Here is an 18,933-nt window from a genome sequence, read left to right as displayed (position 1 = left end):
AGGTAGAACCAATCCGCATAGTCTCGAATGAATTCCATATATTAGCCCTCTTTTTTCTTTTGCTTTGGCTTGAACATTTCAAGCATACGCGCTGTTACTGCGAAGCCACCAAAAATGTTGATACTTGCTAAGAACACCGCAATCGCACCTAAGATGCTCACCACGTTAACGCTTTGGAATGCGACATTGGCATCAACTCCAATCGCAGGTAAACCTACAGTTTGGATCATCGCCCCCACAATAATGATGGATGACAAAGCATTGGTTACTGCCATAAGCGGTGTATGTAATGCTGGCGTTACGCCCCACACCACGTAGTACCCTACAAAGATGGCAAGGACGAAAATTGTAATTGTTTCAACCATGATCTATCTCCTTAACCACGCTTGAGCAGTACTTGACCGCCATGAGTTACTAGAAGGGCTTTTTGAATTTCTTCTTCAGGGTTGAGTGCAAAGTTTTTCTCAGCATCAAACAAGGTGTCAAGGAAATTCAATACATTACGTGCATACAAAGCAGACGCTTCTGTTGCAACTGTAGATGGAATATTTGGAATACCTAAAATGGTCACACCATTATCAGTGACAACATTTTCACCATTCTTCGAACCTTCAACGTTACCACCCGTTTCAACCGCCATATCAAGGATGATTGAACCTGGTTTCATTTTGGCAACAGTTTCTGCTTTGATTAAGCGTGGTGCGTCACGACCTGGTAATAGTGCAGTAGTAATCACGATGTCGGCATTCGACACAGCTTTATCTACAATGATGGCTTGATCACGGATATAGTCTTCACCCGGCATCCAACCATAACCATTTTTCGCAGCATCGGCTGCTTTTTGTTGTTCTTCTGCTGACATCGGTACGTCTAACCATTTGCCACCTAAAGACTCAACTTGGTCCTTCGCTGTTGGACGTAAGTCCGTTGCTTCAACCACAGCACCCAAACGTTTTGCAGTTGCAATCGCTTGTAATCCTGCAACGCCTACTCCCATGATCACCACACGTGCAGGTTTTACTGTACCTGCAGCCGTCATCAACATAGGGAACATACGTTGGTATTCAGCAGCAGCCAAAAGCACTGACTTATAACCCGCCAAGTTCGCTTGTGAGGACAACACGTCCATGTTCTGAGCACGAGACAAAGTACGTGGCAATAGCTCTAAAGCAAATGCAGACACGTTTTGCGATGCAAATTGATCAAGTTCAGTGTTGCGGTGCGGATCAAACATGGCAATAACCGATGTATTTGGCGCAAGCTTTTGAATCTCAGCACCCTGAGGGGCACGTACTTTCAAAACGATTTGGCTACCGGTATAGGCATCATCTGTAAGCGTGGCACCAACTTGTTCATAGGCACTGTCAATATAAGCAGCTTTTACACCTGCTCTACGTTCAATGACTACACTGTGACCAGCATTGATCAATTTTTTTACCGTTTCTGGCGTTGCGGCTACACGATTTTCACCAACAACCGTTTCGGCTGGAATTCCGATCTGCATGAGCGTCCCTCAAGCTAATTTTTCTTAAAGTAAACATCACGAGTTAGGCGATGTTTCCCCCAGGATGTTCTTATGAATTTTTGGATTCTAATGAAACTTTTTTAAAATACCACCCACTATTTATTTAATAAATACCCACATACTGAACTCGTGATTCATAAAAAATATTGTGTGATATATCGTTTATTTGCTGAAAATGACATTCAGAATTGATTTATTTCTATTCAGCGCTTTCCCCTCATCGCCATTTAGCATAAAAATCGCACTTTTTTTGTACAAGACTGAGTGCTTTAATTCTTCCCTATTGGTCTTTTTGACCAATTCACAAATTTAAAGCATCACATTCACATAAAACAAAACCTATCATTCATAGACCTTTTCCACATCTTGTCATGCAAACTTTGCAGACATTGACCTAAGTGACAGTTTCACGGCAATGACTCTGGCTTCAAATTGAATAACATCTATGTTGAATAGATCAAAAATACCCGCACTCCAATTTCAGTCAGATGAAAAAGTGTATTTGAAAATGATTCTATAAAAACCCTAAACAAAATTTGTCCTGTTCAATCTGATTTCAAGCTAGAGTTGACTAACAAAAAACTTTTTTCAATATTTTATGGAGTGATAGTAAAGCCAATTGTGAGTCTGTACTTAAACCTAAATGCACCATAATCGACCACAAAAGCATCTACAAGGTGAATATTTCAACAATTTGATTTGGCTTTTTGCTGATGATTCTGATGAAGAATGATGGAATGCAACAATTACTCACAATTTTTCCCCATCAATTCAGAATTTTTTTCATTTTTCTCGGTGTTTTTTGACAGAAAATTAGAAATATCACTTTTTTTTGATTATATCCCAGTAAAGCATATCAAAAGAACATAAGAATGCGAGGTTATTACTCAGCCCTATAGCGATCCACTCGTACTTTATTTTCTGCACCATTTTTATGCTTTTAACCTCGCTTCGTATACAATTTCCCAAACGCTACATCATGATCATTCAACAGTGATGTTGTCGTTGTTTGCTCCTACCTCCCCCAATCAAAGGCTTACTATGAATACTTCCTTCGACATCAGTCGAGATAAATCACTGCTTTGGCTCATGGCAATTGTGTGTGGTTTATGTGCAGGGGCAAACTATTATTGCCAGCCTTTGATTTCATCAATACAACAAAGCCTTCAAGTTCCAGAAGAACAAGTCGCTTTAACAGTAACGTTTGCACAAGTGTCTTATGCACTAGGTTTGCTATTTATTGTGCCTTTAGGTGATATGCTCAATAAAGCCAAGCTTATTCCACTCCTGATGTTTGGTGCATCTGTAGGGCTTTTTATTTGTGCAATATCGACCAACTTAGCGATGCTCTGGATCGGGACAATTATTACAGGGTTATTCTCTGTCGCAGCTCAAGTGCTGATTCCTTTAGCTGCGATGGCAGTCAAACCTGAACGTACTGGCGAAGTGGTTGGTTTTCTCATGAGTGGATTACTGGTCGGCATCTTACTGTCTACCAGTGTGGCAGGCTTACTTTCTGATCTATGGCACTGGAAGATGATTTACATCCTCAGTGGCATTGCCATGTTTGTTCTAGCTTTCATTATGAAAGGAAAGTTGCCGCAACTACCAAAATTTAAAATCACTTATTTCACAATTTTTAAGTCCATGGGAAGCCTACTGAAACAAGAGCCACGCTTGGTGTTTCGTTCAATGACTGGTGGATTTGCTTTTGCTGCCATGAGTATGCTGTTTTCAACCATTGCCCTGCTGCTAACCTCTAAGCCATTCGAACTCTCCGATGTATGGGTGGGTATAGTGACCCTTGTTGGCGTTTTTGGGGCACTCTCGACTCAGTTCATTGGGAAATGGGCAGATCGTGGTTATACCCTAGTCCTGACTTGGGCAGGCTGCGCCATTTTGGCCTTGAGTTGGGTGTTTTTATATTTGGGTGCCAGTTCATTGCTCAGCTATGTCCTAGGCTATGCACTAATTAACCTTGGTTTAGCCACCACACATAGTTGTAATCAAAACGTGATTTTCCGTTTACGTCCCGATGCAAAGTCTCGGGTGAACTCAATCTATATGACTTTATATTTTATTGGTGGGGCGTGTGGTTCTGCGCTGGGCGTGTATGCATGGCATCATGGTGGCTGGAGCAGCACCTGTCTGGTCGGAATTTCATTGGTCATCTTAGCCAGTGTCTTTGCACTGATTGACACACTATATAGTAGAAAATATGGTATTGCCTAATACCGATAATCAGACAGCTTGCTTTAAAACTGTCTGATTTTTTATTCGTAAATTAGCTGACCTGTGCTACTGGATAATAGGGTTTCCCGTTATCTAGAGCATCTGCATTTTCCAGTAAAATATAAATCAAAGCAGGCAATAACGCGGATAAAACGAGACATGCGTCTTGAAGTTGCTCTCGGTTTAACGCGCTTTTATAGGAGCAACCACCCTGCATGAACTGATCGTTCAACGTGCATAAACGGCTAAATAAGATCAACAAAATATCTTCTGTATGTTTATTCTCTATGGCTTCTGTGACTTTCTTCTTCTCGTGTCCTCGTTGAGCTTTATACGCCTCTAGGCTAATTGCCTGATTTTGATAGTCCCAATAACTTTGCATACTATACGAACTGTTCAATAGGCGATAAATGGGCTGACTCGACCTCTCCAATAAAATTATCTCAATTCTGCGCTCAACATCATGCTGAAGCATTGTCTGTAAGAACTGGCTCAGATGCTGTTGGTTTTGAAGGTGTTCTAATTCTTGGGCATACAAAGCATGAAAAGAAATCCATAGCGTGATGAACTTCAAATCAAGATCATCATCCAATTGTGTGGCTTTTTTAAACCAGCTTAGACCACGATGAATTCTTAAGTTAAAGGCGTCAGAATGCTCTGCTTTTTTATCCTTAAAGACTTGCTCAAGTACAAACATATTTCCTCCATTTTTTTATTGTTATCGTCTATTTACCATAATCAATTTGAAGTCGAGGCTCAATCAAAAACAAAGATTGATGCGTTCAATAAAAATAGGTTGAAAAAAATGATGCCATATTAATAAAAAAGGCAACTCAGAAAACTGAGCTGCCTTATTCATCCAGAATGCTTTTATTTTTTCGTTGCCTGCATATTTTTAATCAGCTCACTAAAATCGAGTGTTGCTGCTTTTTGTACAGGAGGATAATCCATCAAGGATTTAATATGTGATCCAATCAAAGCCTGCAAAGGTTCAGAAATCCATTGCTTACTTTGGATAATTTCAGAACGGTCTCTTACACTATCAAAGGACTCAAATGGGTCTTGACGGAGATTGTACATGATGGGGAATTTTTGCTTTTGATAACTATCATAATAATTTTCACTGGTTTCAAAGTGAACTTTCCACTGCTTAATTCGAACAGCTCGCAGTGTTGATTCATGATAATAAAGAAAATTATTGCGCTTGCTTTCCTCTGATTTCCCTATCCAGTAATCTAAATTATTCACCCCATCAATATATTGCTTACGATTGTTTTTCATATCTTCGACAACATTAGGATTACCTGCAATCGTTGCCAATGTCGTGAAAAGATCCATGTTGGCTTGAATACCCGTTCTCACCTGCCCTGCAGGAATATGTCCCGGCCAGCGTACCATTGTCGGAACACGTACCCCACCTTCATAGGTCGTCATTTTTTCACCACGAAATGGTGTCGTACCACCATGATTTTTTGCGCTGTGTTCAGGACCATTATCCGTGGTATACACAATAATGGTATTGTCCAACACGCCCATTTTCTTCATATCATCCAACAATTGACCGACTTGCATATCGTGCTCAATCATCCCGCTGCCATACAAATCATCTTCTGAGGTTGCTTTTGCAGCCAAATAGCGATGAGACGCACGTAAATGCGTATACATGTGCATGCGACTTGGATTCAGCCAAACAAAAAATGGCTTATCCGATTTTTTACTGCGTTTCATGAAGTCAACACTGGCTGTAATAAACTCATCGTCTACCGTTTCCATGCGTTTGCGCGTCAATGCCCCTGTATCTTCACATTTTTGCTTCCCCATTTTTCCAAAACGAGAATCTGTAGTTTCATCATCTGTTGAAGAGGCATAGCAGTGTAAAACACCGCGTGTGCCATATTTTTTATGAAATTCTGGATCTTTGGGATAATCAAATTGTTCTGGTTCTTCTTCGGTATTTAAGTGATATAAATTACCAAAGAACTCATCAAAACCATGCACAGTCGGTAAGTGTTCATTACGATCGCCCAAGTGGTTTTTCCCAAACTGACCACTCATATAACCCAAAGGTTTAAGCACTTCTGCCAAGGTTGGGGTCGCAGCTTGAATACCTAGTGGAGAACCTGGACGTCCTACTGTGGTCATGCCTGAACGAATTGGGTATTGCCCCGTAATAAATGCTGCACGTCCCGCTGTTGAACTGGGTTGCGCATAATGATCGGTGAACATGATGCCTTCTTTGGCAATTCGATCAATATTGGGCGTGTTATACCCCATAACGCCATGACTATATGCACTAACATTTGTGAAACCTACGTCATCAGACATAATCACCAAAATATTCGGTGGCTTTGCCATTAGACTCGTTGAAAGTAGTGCTCCACCCAGTACAGCGATTGAACTCGAAATCCTTTTTTTGTGCATATTCTTTTTCCTTTTATAACATTTTGAAAATTTGTCTTTCGCCTGAGCAACATTGACAAAATTCGAGATAAACCCGTTTATTTAAAAGACTATTTTTAGTCTTTATTCGCAGCAAATTTCTTTAGGGTTTAAGCTGTTTCATAATTTCACTTTTGGATAAAAGTGCAGTATGAAAAAAGCGCTTTAAGCCAGAACACAGATAATGTAAACCTGCTTCTCCATCGGGTGTTTTCAAAAAGCGATCTTTGGGACAGTCGCCCCAGCAATATTGTAAATAGGGGCACTGGCGACAGTATTGAGGCAAGCTATTCGACTTCGCATAAGCAAACTTTTTCTGTTCTTCTGAAAAGACTAGATCGCCTTGATGTATCTCTTGAATGTTACCGAGCTTGTATTCGGGATAGACAAAATGGTCACAGGAAAAGAGATCACCGTTATGCTCGATTGCCAGTGATTTCCCGCAAATCTGACCAGAAACACATTTCTGCGCGCCATAGCCAAGCATCATGGACACTATATTTTCAAACTGGTCGACAAATACCCGTCCAAAATCTTTCTTGATCCATTCCCCCCAAACCCGTGAGAGAAAATAACCCCAGTCATCAGCAACAATAGACCAATCAGTGACAACAGAGTCGTTGGTTCCTGGTTGTGCGGCAGAGCTGCCAAGTATGGGTAAATCATCAAGATTCCAATGCCCAGGCGCAGTGCTTTGGAACTGTGCACTTTCCATTCCCGGAATAAACTGGATCATCCGTGGCTGCACCTGATCACGGATAAAACGATATACATCGTTTGGGCGTTTCGCATTGTCTCGATTCACGACACACAGTGCGTTAAATGGAATCTGGTAGTGATGAAGTAATTCCACGGCATGCATCACTTTGGCATGCGTAGGTTTGCCGCCTTTGTTATAGCGATGTTTGTCATGAAATTCAGCTGGGCCATCAATAGATAAACCAACCAAGAAATTGTGCTGACTCAGAAACTCACACCATGCCTCATCAAACAAGGTGCCATTGGTTTGTATGTCATTTTCAATACATTGCTTCGGCTTCTTATATTTATTTTGCAGCTCAACCACACGCTGAAAAAATTCTAACCCCATTAAAGTAGGCTCACCACCCTGCCAGCTAAAAACCACTTCATTACCTGTTTGTGCTTCAATATATTGCTTGATATGCAACTCAAGCATCGACTCCGCCATACGTGGGGTTTTAGGTTGACGCAATAAGTCTTGTTTATGCAGATAGAAACAGTAACTACAGTCCAAGTTACATTGGGCACCGGAGGGTTTGAGCATCACATGATAACGATACGTTTGCCCTTGAAGCTGTATACTTTTTAAAGATGGAGACTCGGCTTGAGTAGGGATAATGCGCATGCTGATTCTATCCAGATTGTAATCATTGTTTTAATTTATGTGAGAACACCCAGCCCCATAGCAAACCATGCTGACTTGGGGCTAAAAGAATAGGTTCTCGATTCGTCCATGTGATTTAAGTTTGATCGTCCACAAGAATGATACGATCTTCATCGCAATTTAAATTTCACTAAGCACAGCACCAACGCCGCCAGCATCCCCTTTGCATCTAAAACAGTTGATCCAATACACAAGGGACAGAACTTTTATAGTGAGCAATAAAATTGAATTGGCATTAACATCCATGAGAGCCATTAAGATTAAAACTTAACGATAAATTTTCCTGTATTTTCACCTTTAAATAGCTTCATTAAGCCTTCAGGCAAAGACTCGAAGCCTTCAACTGTATAGGTTTTATATTGGATTTTGCCTTCTGCGAGATAACGACCCAACACAGACATAGCCTCATCTGCAAAAGACGCATAATCCGTTACAATAAAACCTTGTACACGCAGGCTTTTTAAATTGATATCCACCCAACTTGGACCCTTTGCAGGCACCTCATGGTCATAATCAGCCAACACGCCACAGACGATGACACGTGCATACCGATTTAACTGATTAAAAATAATTTCTTGGATTGACCCACCCGTATTTTCATAGAAAACATCCACACCATTTGGCGCGGCAACACGAAGTTGAGCTTCAAAATCCTCCGCTTTATAGTTAAGCGCAGCATCAAAACCCAGCTCTTCAACCAACCATTTACACTTTTCATCAGAGCCAGCAACACCTACGACTCTTAGACCTTCGGCTTTCGCCAATTGCCCGACTAATGAACCGACTGAACCTGCTGCACCTGTCACCACCAAAGTTTCACCCTTTTTAGGTTTTCCAACTTTCATTAAACCTGCATAAGCGGTCAGACCTGTGAAATAAAATAAAGCCAATATGGCCTCTGCTGGTATCGAGGCATCAATCACTTGCATGTCGGCATGACCTAAAACATATTCACTCCATCCAGTGACACCAACGACATGAGTACCGACTGGAAATTGAGCATTCAAGGAATCGACTACCACGCCGACTCCGTAAGAGCGCATGACTTCGCCTATTTGTACTGGGGGTAAATAACTGTCTTCTCTTGGTTGAAGCCAGGTGCGCATAGCAGGATCAAGTGACATATGTGTCTGCTTAACGAGAAACTCACCTTCTTTTAAAGTCGGCTGTGCCAAAGTGACTAGCTCAAAAATATCTGTAGTGATATGTCCTTGCGGATATTTTGATAACGTAAAGGCTTTATAAGTCATGATCTTTCCTACCATCATCCAAATTTGCTTTAACTCACCCTTGTGCAAACATATTTTCTCCATCAATTTAAAATTCAACGGAGCAAAATAAGGACCCGCTTACACAAGGGCATCGTTGGATTCAGAAAGTTATCAAAATTTAAATGCAGAAAAACCACTCTAAAGAATGGTAATTAATCTTTTCTCAAGAAACATGAGCGCTCAACAGTACATTAAACGGCTGTACAGAATAATCATTTACAAGAAAGTAAATAAGTACAGAACAGAACTCAAATTTCACAAAGTATAGGCAGCCCCCCCACTAAACGTTGCACTTAGCAAAATGTGCGAATTTTATTTTTATGTTACTATTATATTCTGTTGGAAATTTCTGCGTGAACGTAAAGGCCTCCGCTTTACTCTTTCTTATCTCTCCAAAATTATCTCGAACATTTTTAGAACTCTTCAACGTCATCGTTGTCGCCAATAAAAAGTTTGGCTTTGGTTTGATGGCTACTCGTTTACAGATAATTTCCTAAACATTTATTTGCATTCCATCTGCTTTAAAGTAACGAAGCCCTTTGTATAAAAAGCAGATAAACACTGATAAAGAGCCTGATTTTTAATGAATACTGACAAAACCATTGAAACCCCTCAATCTCCACGAATCAGTGTTGCACCAATGATGGATTGGACCACAAAAGACTATCGTTTTTTTGCCCGTTTATTTAATCCAAACGTAATTTTATACACCGAAATGGTCACTACAGGTGCCATTCTATTTGGTGGTGCAAATCGTCATTTAGACTATAACAATGAAGAGCACCCAATTGTTTTACAACTTGGCGGCTCAAATCCTAAAGACTTAGCTACGTGTACCAAAATGGCTCAAGACTGGGGCTATGACGAAGTTAACCTCAATGTTGGCTGTCCAAGTGACCGTGTACAAAACAATAAAATTGGTGCATGTCTTATGGCAGAGCCAGACCTCGTCGCAGAATGTATCGCTGAAATGCGCCATGCTGTGGATATTCCCGTGACCGTGAAACACCGTATCGGCATTGATGACATGCATTCTTATGAAGAAATGCTACATTTTGTTGATACCATTGCCAAAACGGGTTGTGATAATTTCATCGTACACGCACGTATTGCCTTGCTTCAGGGACTTTCTCCGAAAGAAAACCGTGAAGTGCCCCCCCTACGCTATGAAGATGTCTATCGTTTAAAGCAAGAGCGTCCAAATCTATTGATTGAGATTAATGGCGGGGTCAAAACCTTTGCAGAAACACAAGAGCATCTCAAACATGTGGATGGTGTAATGATCGGACGTGAGGCATATCACAATCCCTACTTTCTGGCTGAACTTGGTCAGTTGTGGAATTTAGAACTTCCAGACCGCTTTGACATTATCAATCAAATGCTGCCGTATATTGCCCAGCGTATGGCTGAGGGTGCTCCGTTATCAATTATCACTCGTCACATTTTAGGTTTATTTCAAAACCTTCCGGGTGCTCGCAAATGGCGCCAGGCCTTAAGTGGTGGTAATGCTAAGACTTTTGCTGATGTTGAAAATGCAATTCTCAACATTAAAGACGCGATGCAACGCACCGAAGATTATTTAAAAGAACAGACTCTAGCTTAGTAATTTAGAATATTAATCTAAAAGAAAAAAGCGAAGCAGATGCTTCGCTTTTTTCTTTTATAGTCTGATACAAGGCTTTACTAAAGAACGTTTTCAATATTGGTCACACACACATTTCATTTTGAATTCATTAGGTGATTAACCCGTAAATTTACTCAGAGCGCGCCAGTATTTATCTTTGAACAGGCTGACTTCTATTTCAAAGTTGTCTTTATATTTTTCAATCACTTGATCAATGACTTTAGATGGCGTTCTAAATTCTTTACACACAAAATACATGGTTCTTAAGTGATTACCCGTTTCACGTCCTATATTTAAATAGCCATCCACATCTTTCAACTCTTGCAATAATTCGTCTTCTATCAGATTCAGCAACTCATAATCTGTAGAAGCAGGCATGCCATTTGAATGCTGACCATCATAGGAGATTTCAATCAGCATCATCCACGGATGTGAGGCTTTTTGATCCCATGTTAAAAGTGTACGATTTAGAGTCGCCAGCAAAGGTAGGCCTTCATTGGTTTCGCCTTCCAAACTAACAAATTCATCGGCATCCGTATTTGAACGGGTAATTTTGTCTAATCTTGAAATTTCACTGCTTTTTAAAATTAAAATGTTTTTGAGCAAGTTAATCGGTAGCAATTCTTTTTCGGCACCTTGCTTAGACTGGACAGAAACATTGTCCAATTTGGTGACCGCATCATACTCGCCCAAATAGTTATCTAGGAAAATATAAACGGCTTGTAAGAACTCATCTTTTTCCGCTTCATTATATGCCTCATGCAACACCACTAGATCAATCTCATCGGGATACTCGGCTTGCTGGTTAAAATAAAAAGACAAAGTCTCCTGACTAAACTCATAACCATGCATATTAATCCCAACACGTTCAATATCACTTTCAGGTTTAAGCGCAGTAAACTTCCATCCCTCAATTTCAGGTGCAGCAGCAATCAACTCTTCCACAAAAACAATATTTTGAATGATGCCGTCTGGCGTTAAAATTAATTCTGCCGTCTGCGCACCAAACATGCCGGTCAAAAAAAAGATGCCACTATGGACCTTTTCCAATTCAGGTGCTAACCGATCAAAAAAATTGTGCTCAATGTCGCTATTACTGCCTTCTGCAACAATACGATGGAAGTCCTGTTGATGCTGCTGAAACCATTGCCAAAATGCAGTATATACATTTTCATTCGCAGGCATTTTTTGCTTTTGAGAACCCCATAATTTTTTTAAAAAGCTCATCTTTCTCTTCTCGTTATTCTATTGATTTAAAAAAATTTAACTCTATATGGCTTATGCATAAATATCGTATCGTATGCATGCCCTTCAAACATAAAAATCGTATTATTTTCTCGCTTTGATATGATCTAATTTTTTCAGTACTTCCGCGACTGCCACCATTGCAAAGCTTGAAGTCACCACTACGGCTGAACCATAGCCACCGCAACGTAATCCAGCACTAGGGCAAACCTCAGCACTAGAAAATGGGTTATCAATCGAATACACGCAGGTAATCCCAAACTTTTCTTTAGGTTTTTTACAAATCCCCATGCCACGCAACTGGGTTCGAAGTTTTGCTAACATTGGATCTTGTTCGGTTTTAGACAGATCAGCCACTCGGATTTTCAATGGGTCGAGCTTGCCCCCCGCTCCCCCTGAAACAATCAATGGGATCTTATTAAAACGACAGTGCAACATCAGGGCTAATTTCGCTTTGACGTCATCAATACAATCTAAAATTAAGTCCGGTCGATGTTCTAAAATTTCTTTGACGTTTTCTGGGGTCAAATAGTCATCAATCACATTCACTTTCATTCTTGGATTGATCTGACGGCAACGCTCCGCCATGACTTCAATTTTTTCATGGCCTAAGGTCGAACTCAGCGCAGGCAGTTGACGGTTAATATTCGAAGCCGCAATCGAATCCATATCAACCAGGGTTAATTCGCCGATGCCTGTACGCGCTAAAGCCTCGACCGCCCACGAACCTACACCACCAATCCCGATCACCATCACATGACTTTTTTCATAATATGAAAAGGCCTCGTCTCCATAAATTTTGGCTACACCAGCAAAACGGCGGTCATATTCATCATGTTGCAGATCAGTCATGCGTACATCTATATCGGTAAAATCGTGTTCATTTTACCTGAATACGACCTTGGATTGAATGTAGGCTGAGAGATTTCATCACTACAAACAATAAAGCCCTGCTGCTGACAGGGCTTTATTCCATAGAGATTATGCTGCAATTAAATGACGCAGTACATAATGCAAAATCCCGCCCGCTTTAAAATATTCGACCTCGTTCAAAGTATCGATTCGGCACAACACTTTAAACTGGTCTTGGCTGCCATCTTCTCGCAATACATCAATATCCAAACTTTGATGCGGTTGAATATCATCGGATAACCCATGAATTGAGAGTACTTCACGACCAGTTAAATTTAAGGATTGGCGGGTTTGTCCATCGACAAACTGCAATGGCAATACCCCCATACCGACCAGATTGGAACGGTGAATTCGTTCAAAACTTTCAGCAATCACCGCTTTGACCCCCAGTAAGTTCGTGCCTTTGGCAGCCCAATCACGGGATGAGCCTGTGCCATACTCTTTCCCAGCAATAATGATTAATAGCGTATGTTGCTGCTGATAAAGCATAGAAGCATCATAAATTGGCAAAGTTTCTCCTGTTGGAATGTAGATCGTGTTTCCACCTTCTTCACCGCCCAACATTTCATTCTTAATGCGGATATTGGCAAAAGTGCCTCGCATCATCACTTCATGGTTACCTCGTCGAGACCCATAAGAGTTGAAGTCTTTGGCTTCCACACCTTGTTCTTGTAGATAGCGTCCTGCGGGGCTGTCTTTCTTGATATTACCCGCAGGGGATATATGATCGGTGGTGACCGAGTCTCCAAGCACGGCCAAAATACGGGCTTGTTCAATATTGCGAATCGGTTTCGGCGGCTGACCAATCGCTTCAAAAAATGGCGGATGACGAATATAAGTTGAATTTTCTTGCCAAGCGTAGGTTTGACTTTGAGGAATCTGAATCGCCTGCCATGCTGCATCACCATCAAATACGGCTGCATATTCTTTATGGAACATCGCGGTATTGACGCTCTGTAGCGCCTGATCAATCTCCGCCTGACTCGGCCAAATATCTTTCAAATAGACCGCCTGCCCATCTTTGCCTAGACCAAGCGGTTGTGTCGTTAAATCTGTACGGATATTGCCAGTTAAACCATAAGCCACCACCAAAGGTGGTGAAGCCAACCAGTTAGTTTTCACTAAAGGATGAACACGCCCTTCAAAATTACGATTACCTGAAAGTACTGACGCGACATTGAGATCATGACACTGAATGGCTTCTTCAATCGGTTCAGGCAGAGGCCCAGAGTTACCAATACATGTGGTACAGCCATAACCGACAAGGTTATAACCCAACTCATCCAAATACGGCGTTAAACCTGCGGCAGCCAAATAGTCAGTCACCACTTTAGAACCAGGCGCAAGCGAACTTTTCACCCATGGTTTACGCTGTAGCCCTTTTTCAATCGCTTTTTTAGCGAGGAGTCCTGCGGCTAACATCACGCTCGGGTTAGACGTATTGGTACATGAGGTAATGGCTGAAATCACCACATCACCATGATTCAAGGGATAGGATTTTCCATCAATGGTACAAGATGGCTCCTCATGTGGCAGATTGGCTTTTTTAGCTTCAACAGCTGTGCCACCGCCTTCATTTTCTAAACGCTCTTTGGCTTCTTTGGCTGGCTTGAGATTTAGTTCCATCAAGTCATGAAAAGTTTTAGGTACATCTGACAGCAAAACACGATCTTGTGGACGTTTAGGGCCTGCCAAACTTGCCTGAACTGTACTCATGTCCAAGCTTAATGTATCGGTAAATATTGGCTCATCACCTGCATTGCGCCATAAGCCCTGCGCTTTACTATACGCTTCAACCAAATCAATTCGCTCTTGTTGGCGACCTGTCAGCACCAAATACGCCAAAGTCACCTCATCAATCGGGAAGAAACCACAGGTTGCACCATATTCAGGGGCCATATTGGCAATCGTGGCACGATCCGCTAAAGGTAAATCAGCCAAACCATCACCATAAAATTCGACAAATTTACCCACTACGCCTTTTTGGCGTAACATTTGTGTGATGGTTAAAACCAAATCTGTTGCGGTAATCCCTTCATGCAGTTTCCCTGTGAGTTTGAAACCGATGACTTCAGGAATCAACATGGATACAGGCTGCCCGAGCATCGCCGCTTCAGCTTCAATCCCGCCAACACCCCAGCCCAATACACCCAATCCATTGATCATAGTGGTGTGTGAGTCTGTTCCCACCAAAGTGTCAGGGAATGCAAAAGTTTGCCCCTCATCTTCCCCCAGCCATACCGCTTGAGCCAAATACTCTAAATTGACTTGGTGGCAAATTCCTGTACCAGGTGGGACAACGCTAAAGTTATTAAAGGCCGATTGTCCCCAGCGTAGAAACTGGTAACGCTCACCATTACGTTGCATTTCAATTTCGACATTTTCAGTAAAGGCATCTTTATCCGCAAAATGATCGACCATCACCGAATGGTCAATCACCAAATCTACAGGGGACAAGGGATTAATCAAATTCGGATCGCCACCCGCTTGTGCCATTGCAGCACGCATCGCAGCCAAGTCAACCACGGCGGGAACCCCTGTGAAATCCTGCATCAGCACACGTGCAGGCCGATATTGGATTTCCTGATCTGAGCTTCTATTTTTTTGCCAATCGACTAAGGCTTGAATATGCTCTACTTTTACACTTTTTTGATCTTCAAAACGGAGTAAATTTTCAAGTAAGACCTTTAAAGACTTGGGTAATTGATCAATATTACCCAATGTTTGAGCGGCTTGTGGGAGATTAAAAATTTGATAGGATTTTGTACCTACCGTAAGTGTTTGTAAGGCATTAAAACTATTGATTTTGCTATATCTGGCCATTCGGTTGCCCTCCCAGTATTGGCGAGTTTATTTATTATGATGTTCTTCCTTTAATGTAAGCCTGTTTAGAAAAGAGTGTGTTCCCTTTTGGTTATCTTATTTTTATCGAGATTATTGTCTTATTCTTCTAAAATTTTAAATGCAGAGCAGCCAATGAGTTTTGCCAAAGTTGAGTTGCAAGCGACTGTGTAGATTGACCTAGTGTCTGTGCCAACCCCTCCAACACATAAGGCAAATTGACAGGGGTATTACGGGTTCGATGCTCAGTCGAGGTTTGACAGCACAACGGCGTCATATCAGGGCAATCTGTTTCAATCACCAAATGTTCAGTACCAATCGCCTGTACCACTTGATGCAATTTTTTGGCATTCGGATTAGTAATTTGTCCAGTCACCCCAATTTTAAAACCTAGCTTGATCAGTGCTTTGGCTTCTTCTACGCCACCACTAAAGGCATGGGCAATACCACCCAATTTAAACTTTTGCGCTTTTAAAATGGCAATAGTTTCCGCATGTGCTTTGCGAATATGCAATAACACTGGTTTCTGATATTGCTTGGCGAGTTCCAGTTGTTCAGAAAAATAATACTGCTGCTTGGCAAAGAGTTCAGGCTGTTTATGTCGTTTTAAAAACGTATCTAAACCAATTTCACCCACAGCTACACAGTCATGTTGTTGCAAGATCTGCTCAAGCCTTTGTAAATGTTCAGTTTGATGTTGTTCGATATAAAAAGGATGTAAGCCTGGTGCTAGATAAGACTGAGGAACATTATCCCAGTTTGTTAATTGCTGATGCGTCTGAATCAGCTCATCAAATCTTGATTCCAAGAAACCGATTAAGACCAGCGCATCGACCCCTACTCGCTTGGCGTGTAAAGCCAATTGTTGCCGATCAGCATCAAAATCGGCAACATCAAAATGAGTATGGGTATCAAACAGAGGTAAGCTCATGCTTAATTAACTCTTGGCTTCTGAAGCAGCCTGTGCGCTCTGTTTGGCTTTGGGTAAATACTCAGGCTTTAATATTTTCTGGAGCTGATCATACCCAATGGTTAAGCGTGGTAAGCCCACCACATAAGGGCCAATTTCATACTCACCATATTGCAAAATCAGCCCTTCAGTACCCAAGTAATAATTGTTACTCAAGCTAAACTTCCATGCTTGCTCATATTCATCGACATTGGTCGCTAACTTCGTGTCCACAACCCAAGTACGAAAGGCTTCATGTGCCACTCTATTCAACGCTGCTTTTTGATTGGGCAACAATAGATCATCCAAACTCACGAGCTTCTGCTGTTTTAAATCAAAATTGTAATAATGCTGTGATGATGAACCATGTGCACCACCTAAGTAGCTACTGGTATTCAACACCACCGTCGCCAGAGGGTCTTTGGCATTTAAGATTTTAGGTTTAATCATCAAACTGATTTGATGGTTAGAACTTAGGTCTTTTAGTTCCTGATCTAAAGCAAGAAAGGCGGCCAAATAGGGTTGAACTTGTTTCTCTAATTTCAGTTTCGGTGTGAGGACTTGGCTCACTGTTGTAGGCTCTGAACTGGCAACAGTTGAACTTGCTACTGTTGCATCATGGCTACTATGAACAGGTGAGATATCAATGATCTGTGATAAATCGTCAATGATTTTCTGATCAATAAAAGCATCAATAAATGCCTGATTACTTTGTAAACGATCAATATTTAATTCAGGGCAAGCATTACCATCACATTCAGGCAATTCAAATTGTAATTTTTCAGTATCCCCCACCAGTTTCAATACCGTTTCTGCCTCAGAAGCGGCTGTAGTTTGGGTCGCAGGCGTTTGTGGTTCTTTGTCTTTCGGTTGGCAGGCCGTCAGACCGATTAAGGCTGCAAGTACGCTGATTGTCAATATTGTTTTGCTTTTTAACATAAATAACCTATTAGCTGTTGAAGCCAACTCTTGCTTAGACCAATGCTTTAAAATAACTGGGTGTAGACATCGGCTTTTAATACCTGTTGAGTTTGTGCTTTCGTCAAATAAATATCAAGCTGAGTCCCATCTTTTACAATTTCATGGGTTCGATAATGTAAACCGATGCCCTCTTGGTCAAAGAACCAATCTGCTTGCCCCCAGTATAATTTTGCAGGTGCAACGTTTCTGACTTCTGGTTCTTGCTTCTTCAACCAATCTTGATACGCTTTTTGCACCAGTACATTCATCGCAATTTGCTGTTTAGGATGAATTAAATCTAATAATGCCACCGCCTTTTGACTTTTGCGATCCGCAACAAAGAAATAATACCGTTCCTTAACATTAACATTCTCTTGATTGGTATCCACCCCAATTTGCATCAACACAAACTGATTGCGCTGATACGGTATACGCGTATACATCGCTAAGCTATAGGCTTTGTTTCGGCTAAATTCAGCCTGCCAAGTATCTGACTTTTTCACGTAAGCATTGATGGCTTGTTGTAAACTCATATCTTGTTTCAAGCCAATTTGGTCTTGAATGACCCGAGCCTGACTTTTGGCAATCCATTGGTTTAACCAAGCATCTTCTGTTTTTAAAGTCTGAATGTCTAATTCGATACAGTTCTTAGTCTCACAAAAGGGCTGTGCGATATCCGCTGCTTGTTGTTGAATATTTAAATACGGCAAGACTTCAGCCTGCTCTGTTTTAAACACCGAGCTTTTGGCATCTGTATCTGTTTCAGATTGTTTAGAGGAGTCACATGCTGTCAGTAAGACAGTCAAACTCACTAATGTTGTATAAATAGCCTGTTTGTGCAACATGCGCTTTCCATGAATTTCATGATTAAAATAAAGTGTCTTACTTAATAAAACAGCTTCATGAAGAAGCTGTTTTATTTTTTAAAATTCCGATTAGTGTTCGCGAGTATTGCGGAACACGATGTCTGGATAACGCTCTTGCATGAGTTGCAAGTTGACACGACTTGGTGCCAAGTAGGTTAAGTGACCACCACCATCAACCGACAACTGGTCATGTGCCTTTTTCTTAAACTCATTAAATTTTTTGTCGTCATCACAAGACACCCAGCGCACCGTATTAATACTCACAGGCTCGTAGACGCAATCGACTTTGTATTCTTCTTTCAAACGGTATGCCACTACTTCAAACTGAAGCACACCAACAGCACCCACAATCAGATCATTACTATTCTGCGGCATGAAGACCTGTGTTGCACCTTCTTCTGAAAGTTCTTTGAGGCCTTTTTGTAACTGCTTCGACTTCAATGGGTCTTTCAAACGTACACGGCGGAACATTTCAGGAGCAAAGTGTGGAATACCTGTGAATTGCAGTTTTTCACCTGAAGTAAAAGTATCACCAATTTGAATCGTGCCGTGGTTATGTAAACCAATAATGTCACCCGGCCATGCTTCTTCTAGGTGCTGACGATCACCCGCTAAGAAAGTCAAAGCATCACTAATACGTACATCTTTATCTAGACGCACATGC

14 protein-coding genes and 1 pseudogene are annotated in these 18,933 nt (G+C 41.3%); 2 read left to right on the top strand and 13 right to left on the bottom strand.

The features are described 5' to 3' along the window. Positions 1 to 41: 41 nt before the first annotated feature. Positions 42 to 365, bottom strand: a complete 324-nt coding sequence (locus B4F08_RS10905; RefSeq protein ID WP_086209872.1) for a proton-translocating transhydrogenase family protein — start codon at positions 363 to 365, stop codon at positions 42 to 44. Positions 366 to 376: 11 nt separating this feature from the next. Next, on the bottom strand, positions 377 to 1,504 hold the full coding sequence (locus tag B4F08_RS10900; protein WP_086209873.1) for a Re/Si-specific NAD(P)(+) transhydrogenase subunit alpha: 1,128 nt from the start codon (positions 1,502 to 1,504) through the stop codon (positions 377 to 379). A 1,062-nt stretch (positions 1,505 to 2,566) separates the two neighbouring features. Here B4F08_RS10900 and B4F08_RS10895 point away from each other — a divergent pair. Then, a complete protein-coding gene (locus B4F08_RS10895; RefSeq protein WP_086209874.1) occupies positions 2,567 to 3,757 on the top strand; it encodes an MFS transporter in 1,191 nt (396 codons plus the stop codon). Positions 3,758 to 3,809: 52 nt separating this feature from the next. Here B4F08_RS10895 and B4F08_RS10890 read toward each other — a convergent pair whose 3' ends face one another. The 4 genes from B4F08_RS10890 to B4F08_RS10875 form a co-directional block, all read right to left on the bottom strand. Further along, positions 3,810 to 4,454 (bottom strand): HEPN domain-containing protein, encoded by a 645-nt coding sequence (locus B4F08_RS10890; RefSeq protein WP_291374375.1) that lies wholly within the window; start codon positions 4,452 to 4,454, stop codon positions 3,810 to 3,812. A 173-nt stretch (positions 4,455 to 4,627) separates the two neighbouring features. Beyond that, positions 4,628 to 6,178, bottom strand: a complete 1,551-nt coding sequence (locus tag B4F08_RS10885) for an arylsulfatase (RefSeq protein WP_291374374.1) — start codon at positions 6,176 to 6,178, stop codon at positions 4,628 to 4,630. Between the two features lie 121 nt (positions 6,179 to 6,299). Then, the gene (locus B4F08_RS10880; RefSeq protein WP_291374373.1) at positions 6,300 to 7,562 is read right to left on the bottom strand and encodes an anaerobic sulfatase maturase; all 1,263 of its coding nucleotides are present in this window, start codon (positions 7,560 to 7,562) and stop codon (positions 6,300 to 6,302) included. Positions 7,563 to 7,861: 299 nt separating this feature from the next. Continuing rightward, complete coding sequence (locus B4F08_RS10875) at positions 7,862 to 8,851, bottom strand: NADP-dependent oxidoreductase (protein ID WP_291374372.1); 990 nt, start codon at positions 8,849 to 8,851, stop codon at positions 7,862 to 7,864. A gap of 604 nt (positions 8,852 to 9,455) precedes the next feature. Here B4F08_RS10875 and dusA point away from each other — a divergent pair. Then, a complete protein-coding gene (dusA, locus tag B4F08_RS10870) occupies positions 9,456 to 10,475 on the top strand; it encodes a tRNA dihydrouridine(20/20a) synthase DusA (protein WP_414632475.1) in 1,020 nt (339 codons plus the stop codon). A gap of 138 nt (positions 10,476 to 10,613) precedes the next feature. On the opposite strand, the gene B4F08_RS10865 is transcribed toward dusA, so the two are convergent. From B4F08_RS10865 to prfC, 7 genes and pseudogenes are all read right to left on the bottom strand, one after another. Then, a complete protein-coding gene (locus tag B4F08_RS10865) occupies positions 10,614 to 11,723 on the bottom strand; it encodes a DUF695 domain-containing protein (protein WP_291374371.1) in 1,110 nt (369 codons plus the stop codon). Between the two features lie 102 nt (positions 11,724 to 11,825). Then, complete coding sequence (locus B4F08_RS10860) at positions 11,826 to 12,593, bottom strand: tRNA threonylcarbamoyladenosine dehydratase (RefSeq protein ID WP_291374370.1); 768 nt, start codon at positions 12,591 to 12,593, stop codon at positions 11,826 to 11,828. A 129-nt stretch (positions 12,594 to 12,722) separates the two neighbouring features. Next, positions 12,723 to 15,476, bottom strand: a complete 2,754-nt coding sequence (gene acnA / locus B4F08_RS10855; RefSeq protein ID WP_291374369.1) for an aconitate hydratase AcnA — start codon at positions 15,474 to 15,476, stop codon at positions 12,723 to 12,725. A gap of 127 nt (positions 15,477 to 15,603) precedes the next feature. Beyond that, on the bottom strand, positions 15,604 to 16,425 hold the full coding sequence (locus B4F08_RS10850; protein ID WP_291374368.1) for a TatD family hydrolase: 822 nt from the start codon (positions 16,423 to 16,425) through the stop codon (positions 15,604 to 15,606). 6 nt (positions 16,426 to 16,431) lie between these two features. Then, the gene (locus B4F08_RS10845; RefSeq protein ID WP_291374367.1) at positions 16,432 to 17,382 is read right to left on the bottom strand and encodes an RsiV family protein; all 951 of its coding nucleotides are present in this window, start codon (positions 17,380 to 17,382) and stop codon (positions 16,432 to 16,434) included. 47 nt (positions 17,383 to 17,429) lie between these two features. Next, positions 17,430 to 18,248: a hypothetical protein gene (locus B4F08_RS10840; RefSeq protein WP_110975534.1), complete on the bottom strand. Its 819-nt coding sequence runs from the start codon at positions 18,246 to 18,248 to the stop codon at positions 17,430 to 17,432. 90 nt (positions 18,249 to 18,338) lie between these two features. Continuing rightward, positions 18,339 to 18,933: pseudogene (prfC, locus tag B4F08_RS10835) on the bottom strand (peptide chain release factor 3); the annotation flags it as partial.

It is taken from the genome of Acinetobacter sp. UBA6720 (assembly GCF_002454215.1).
In the GTDB taxonomy this organism is placed as follows: Bacteria; Pseudomonadota; Gammaproteobacteria; order Pseudomonadales; family Moraxellaceae; genus Acinetobacter.
Note: the sequence above shows the minus strand (reverse complement) of the source record. Positions and strands in the feature narration are given on the sequence as shown.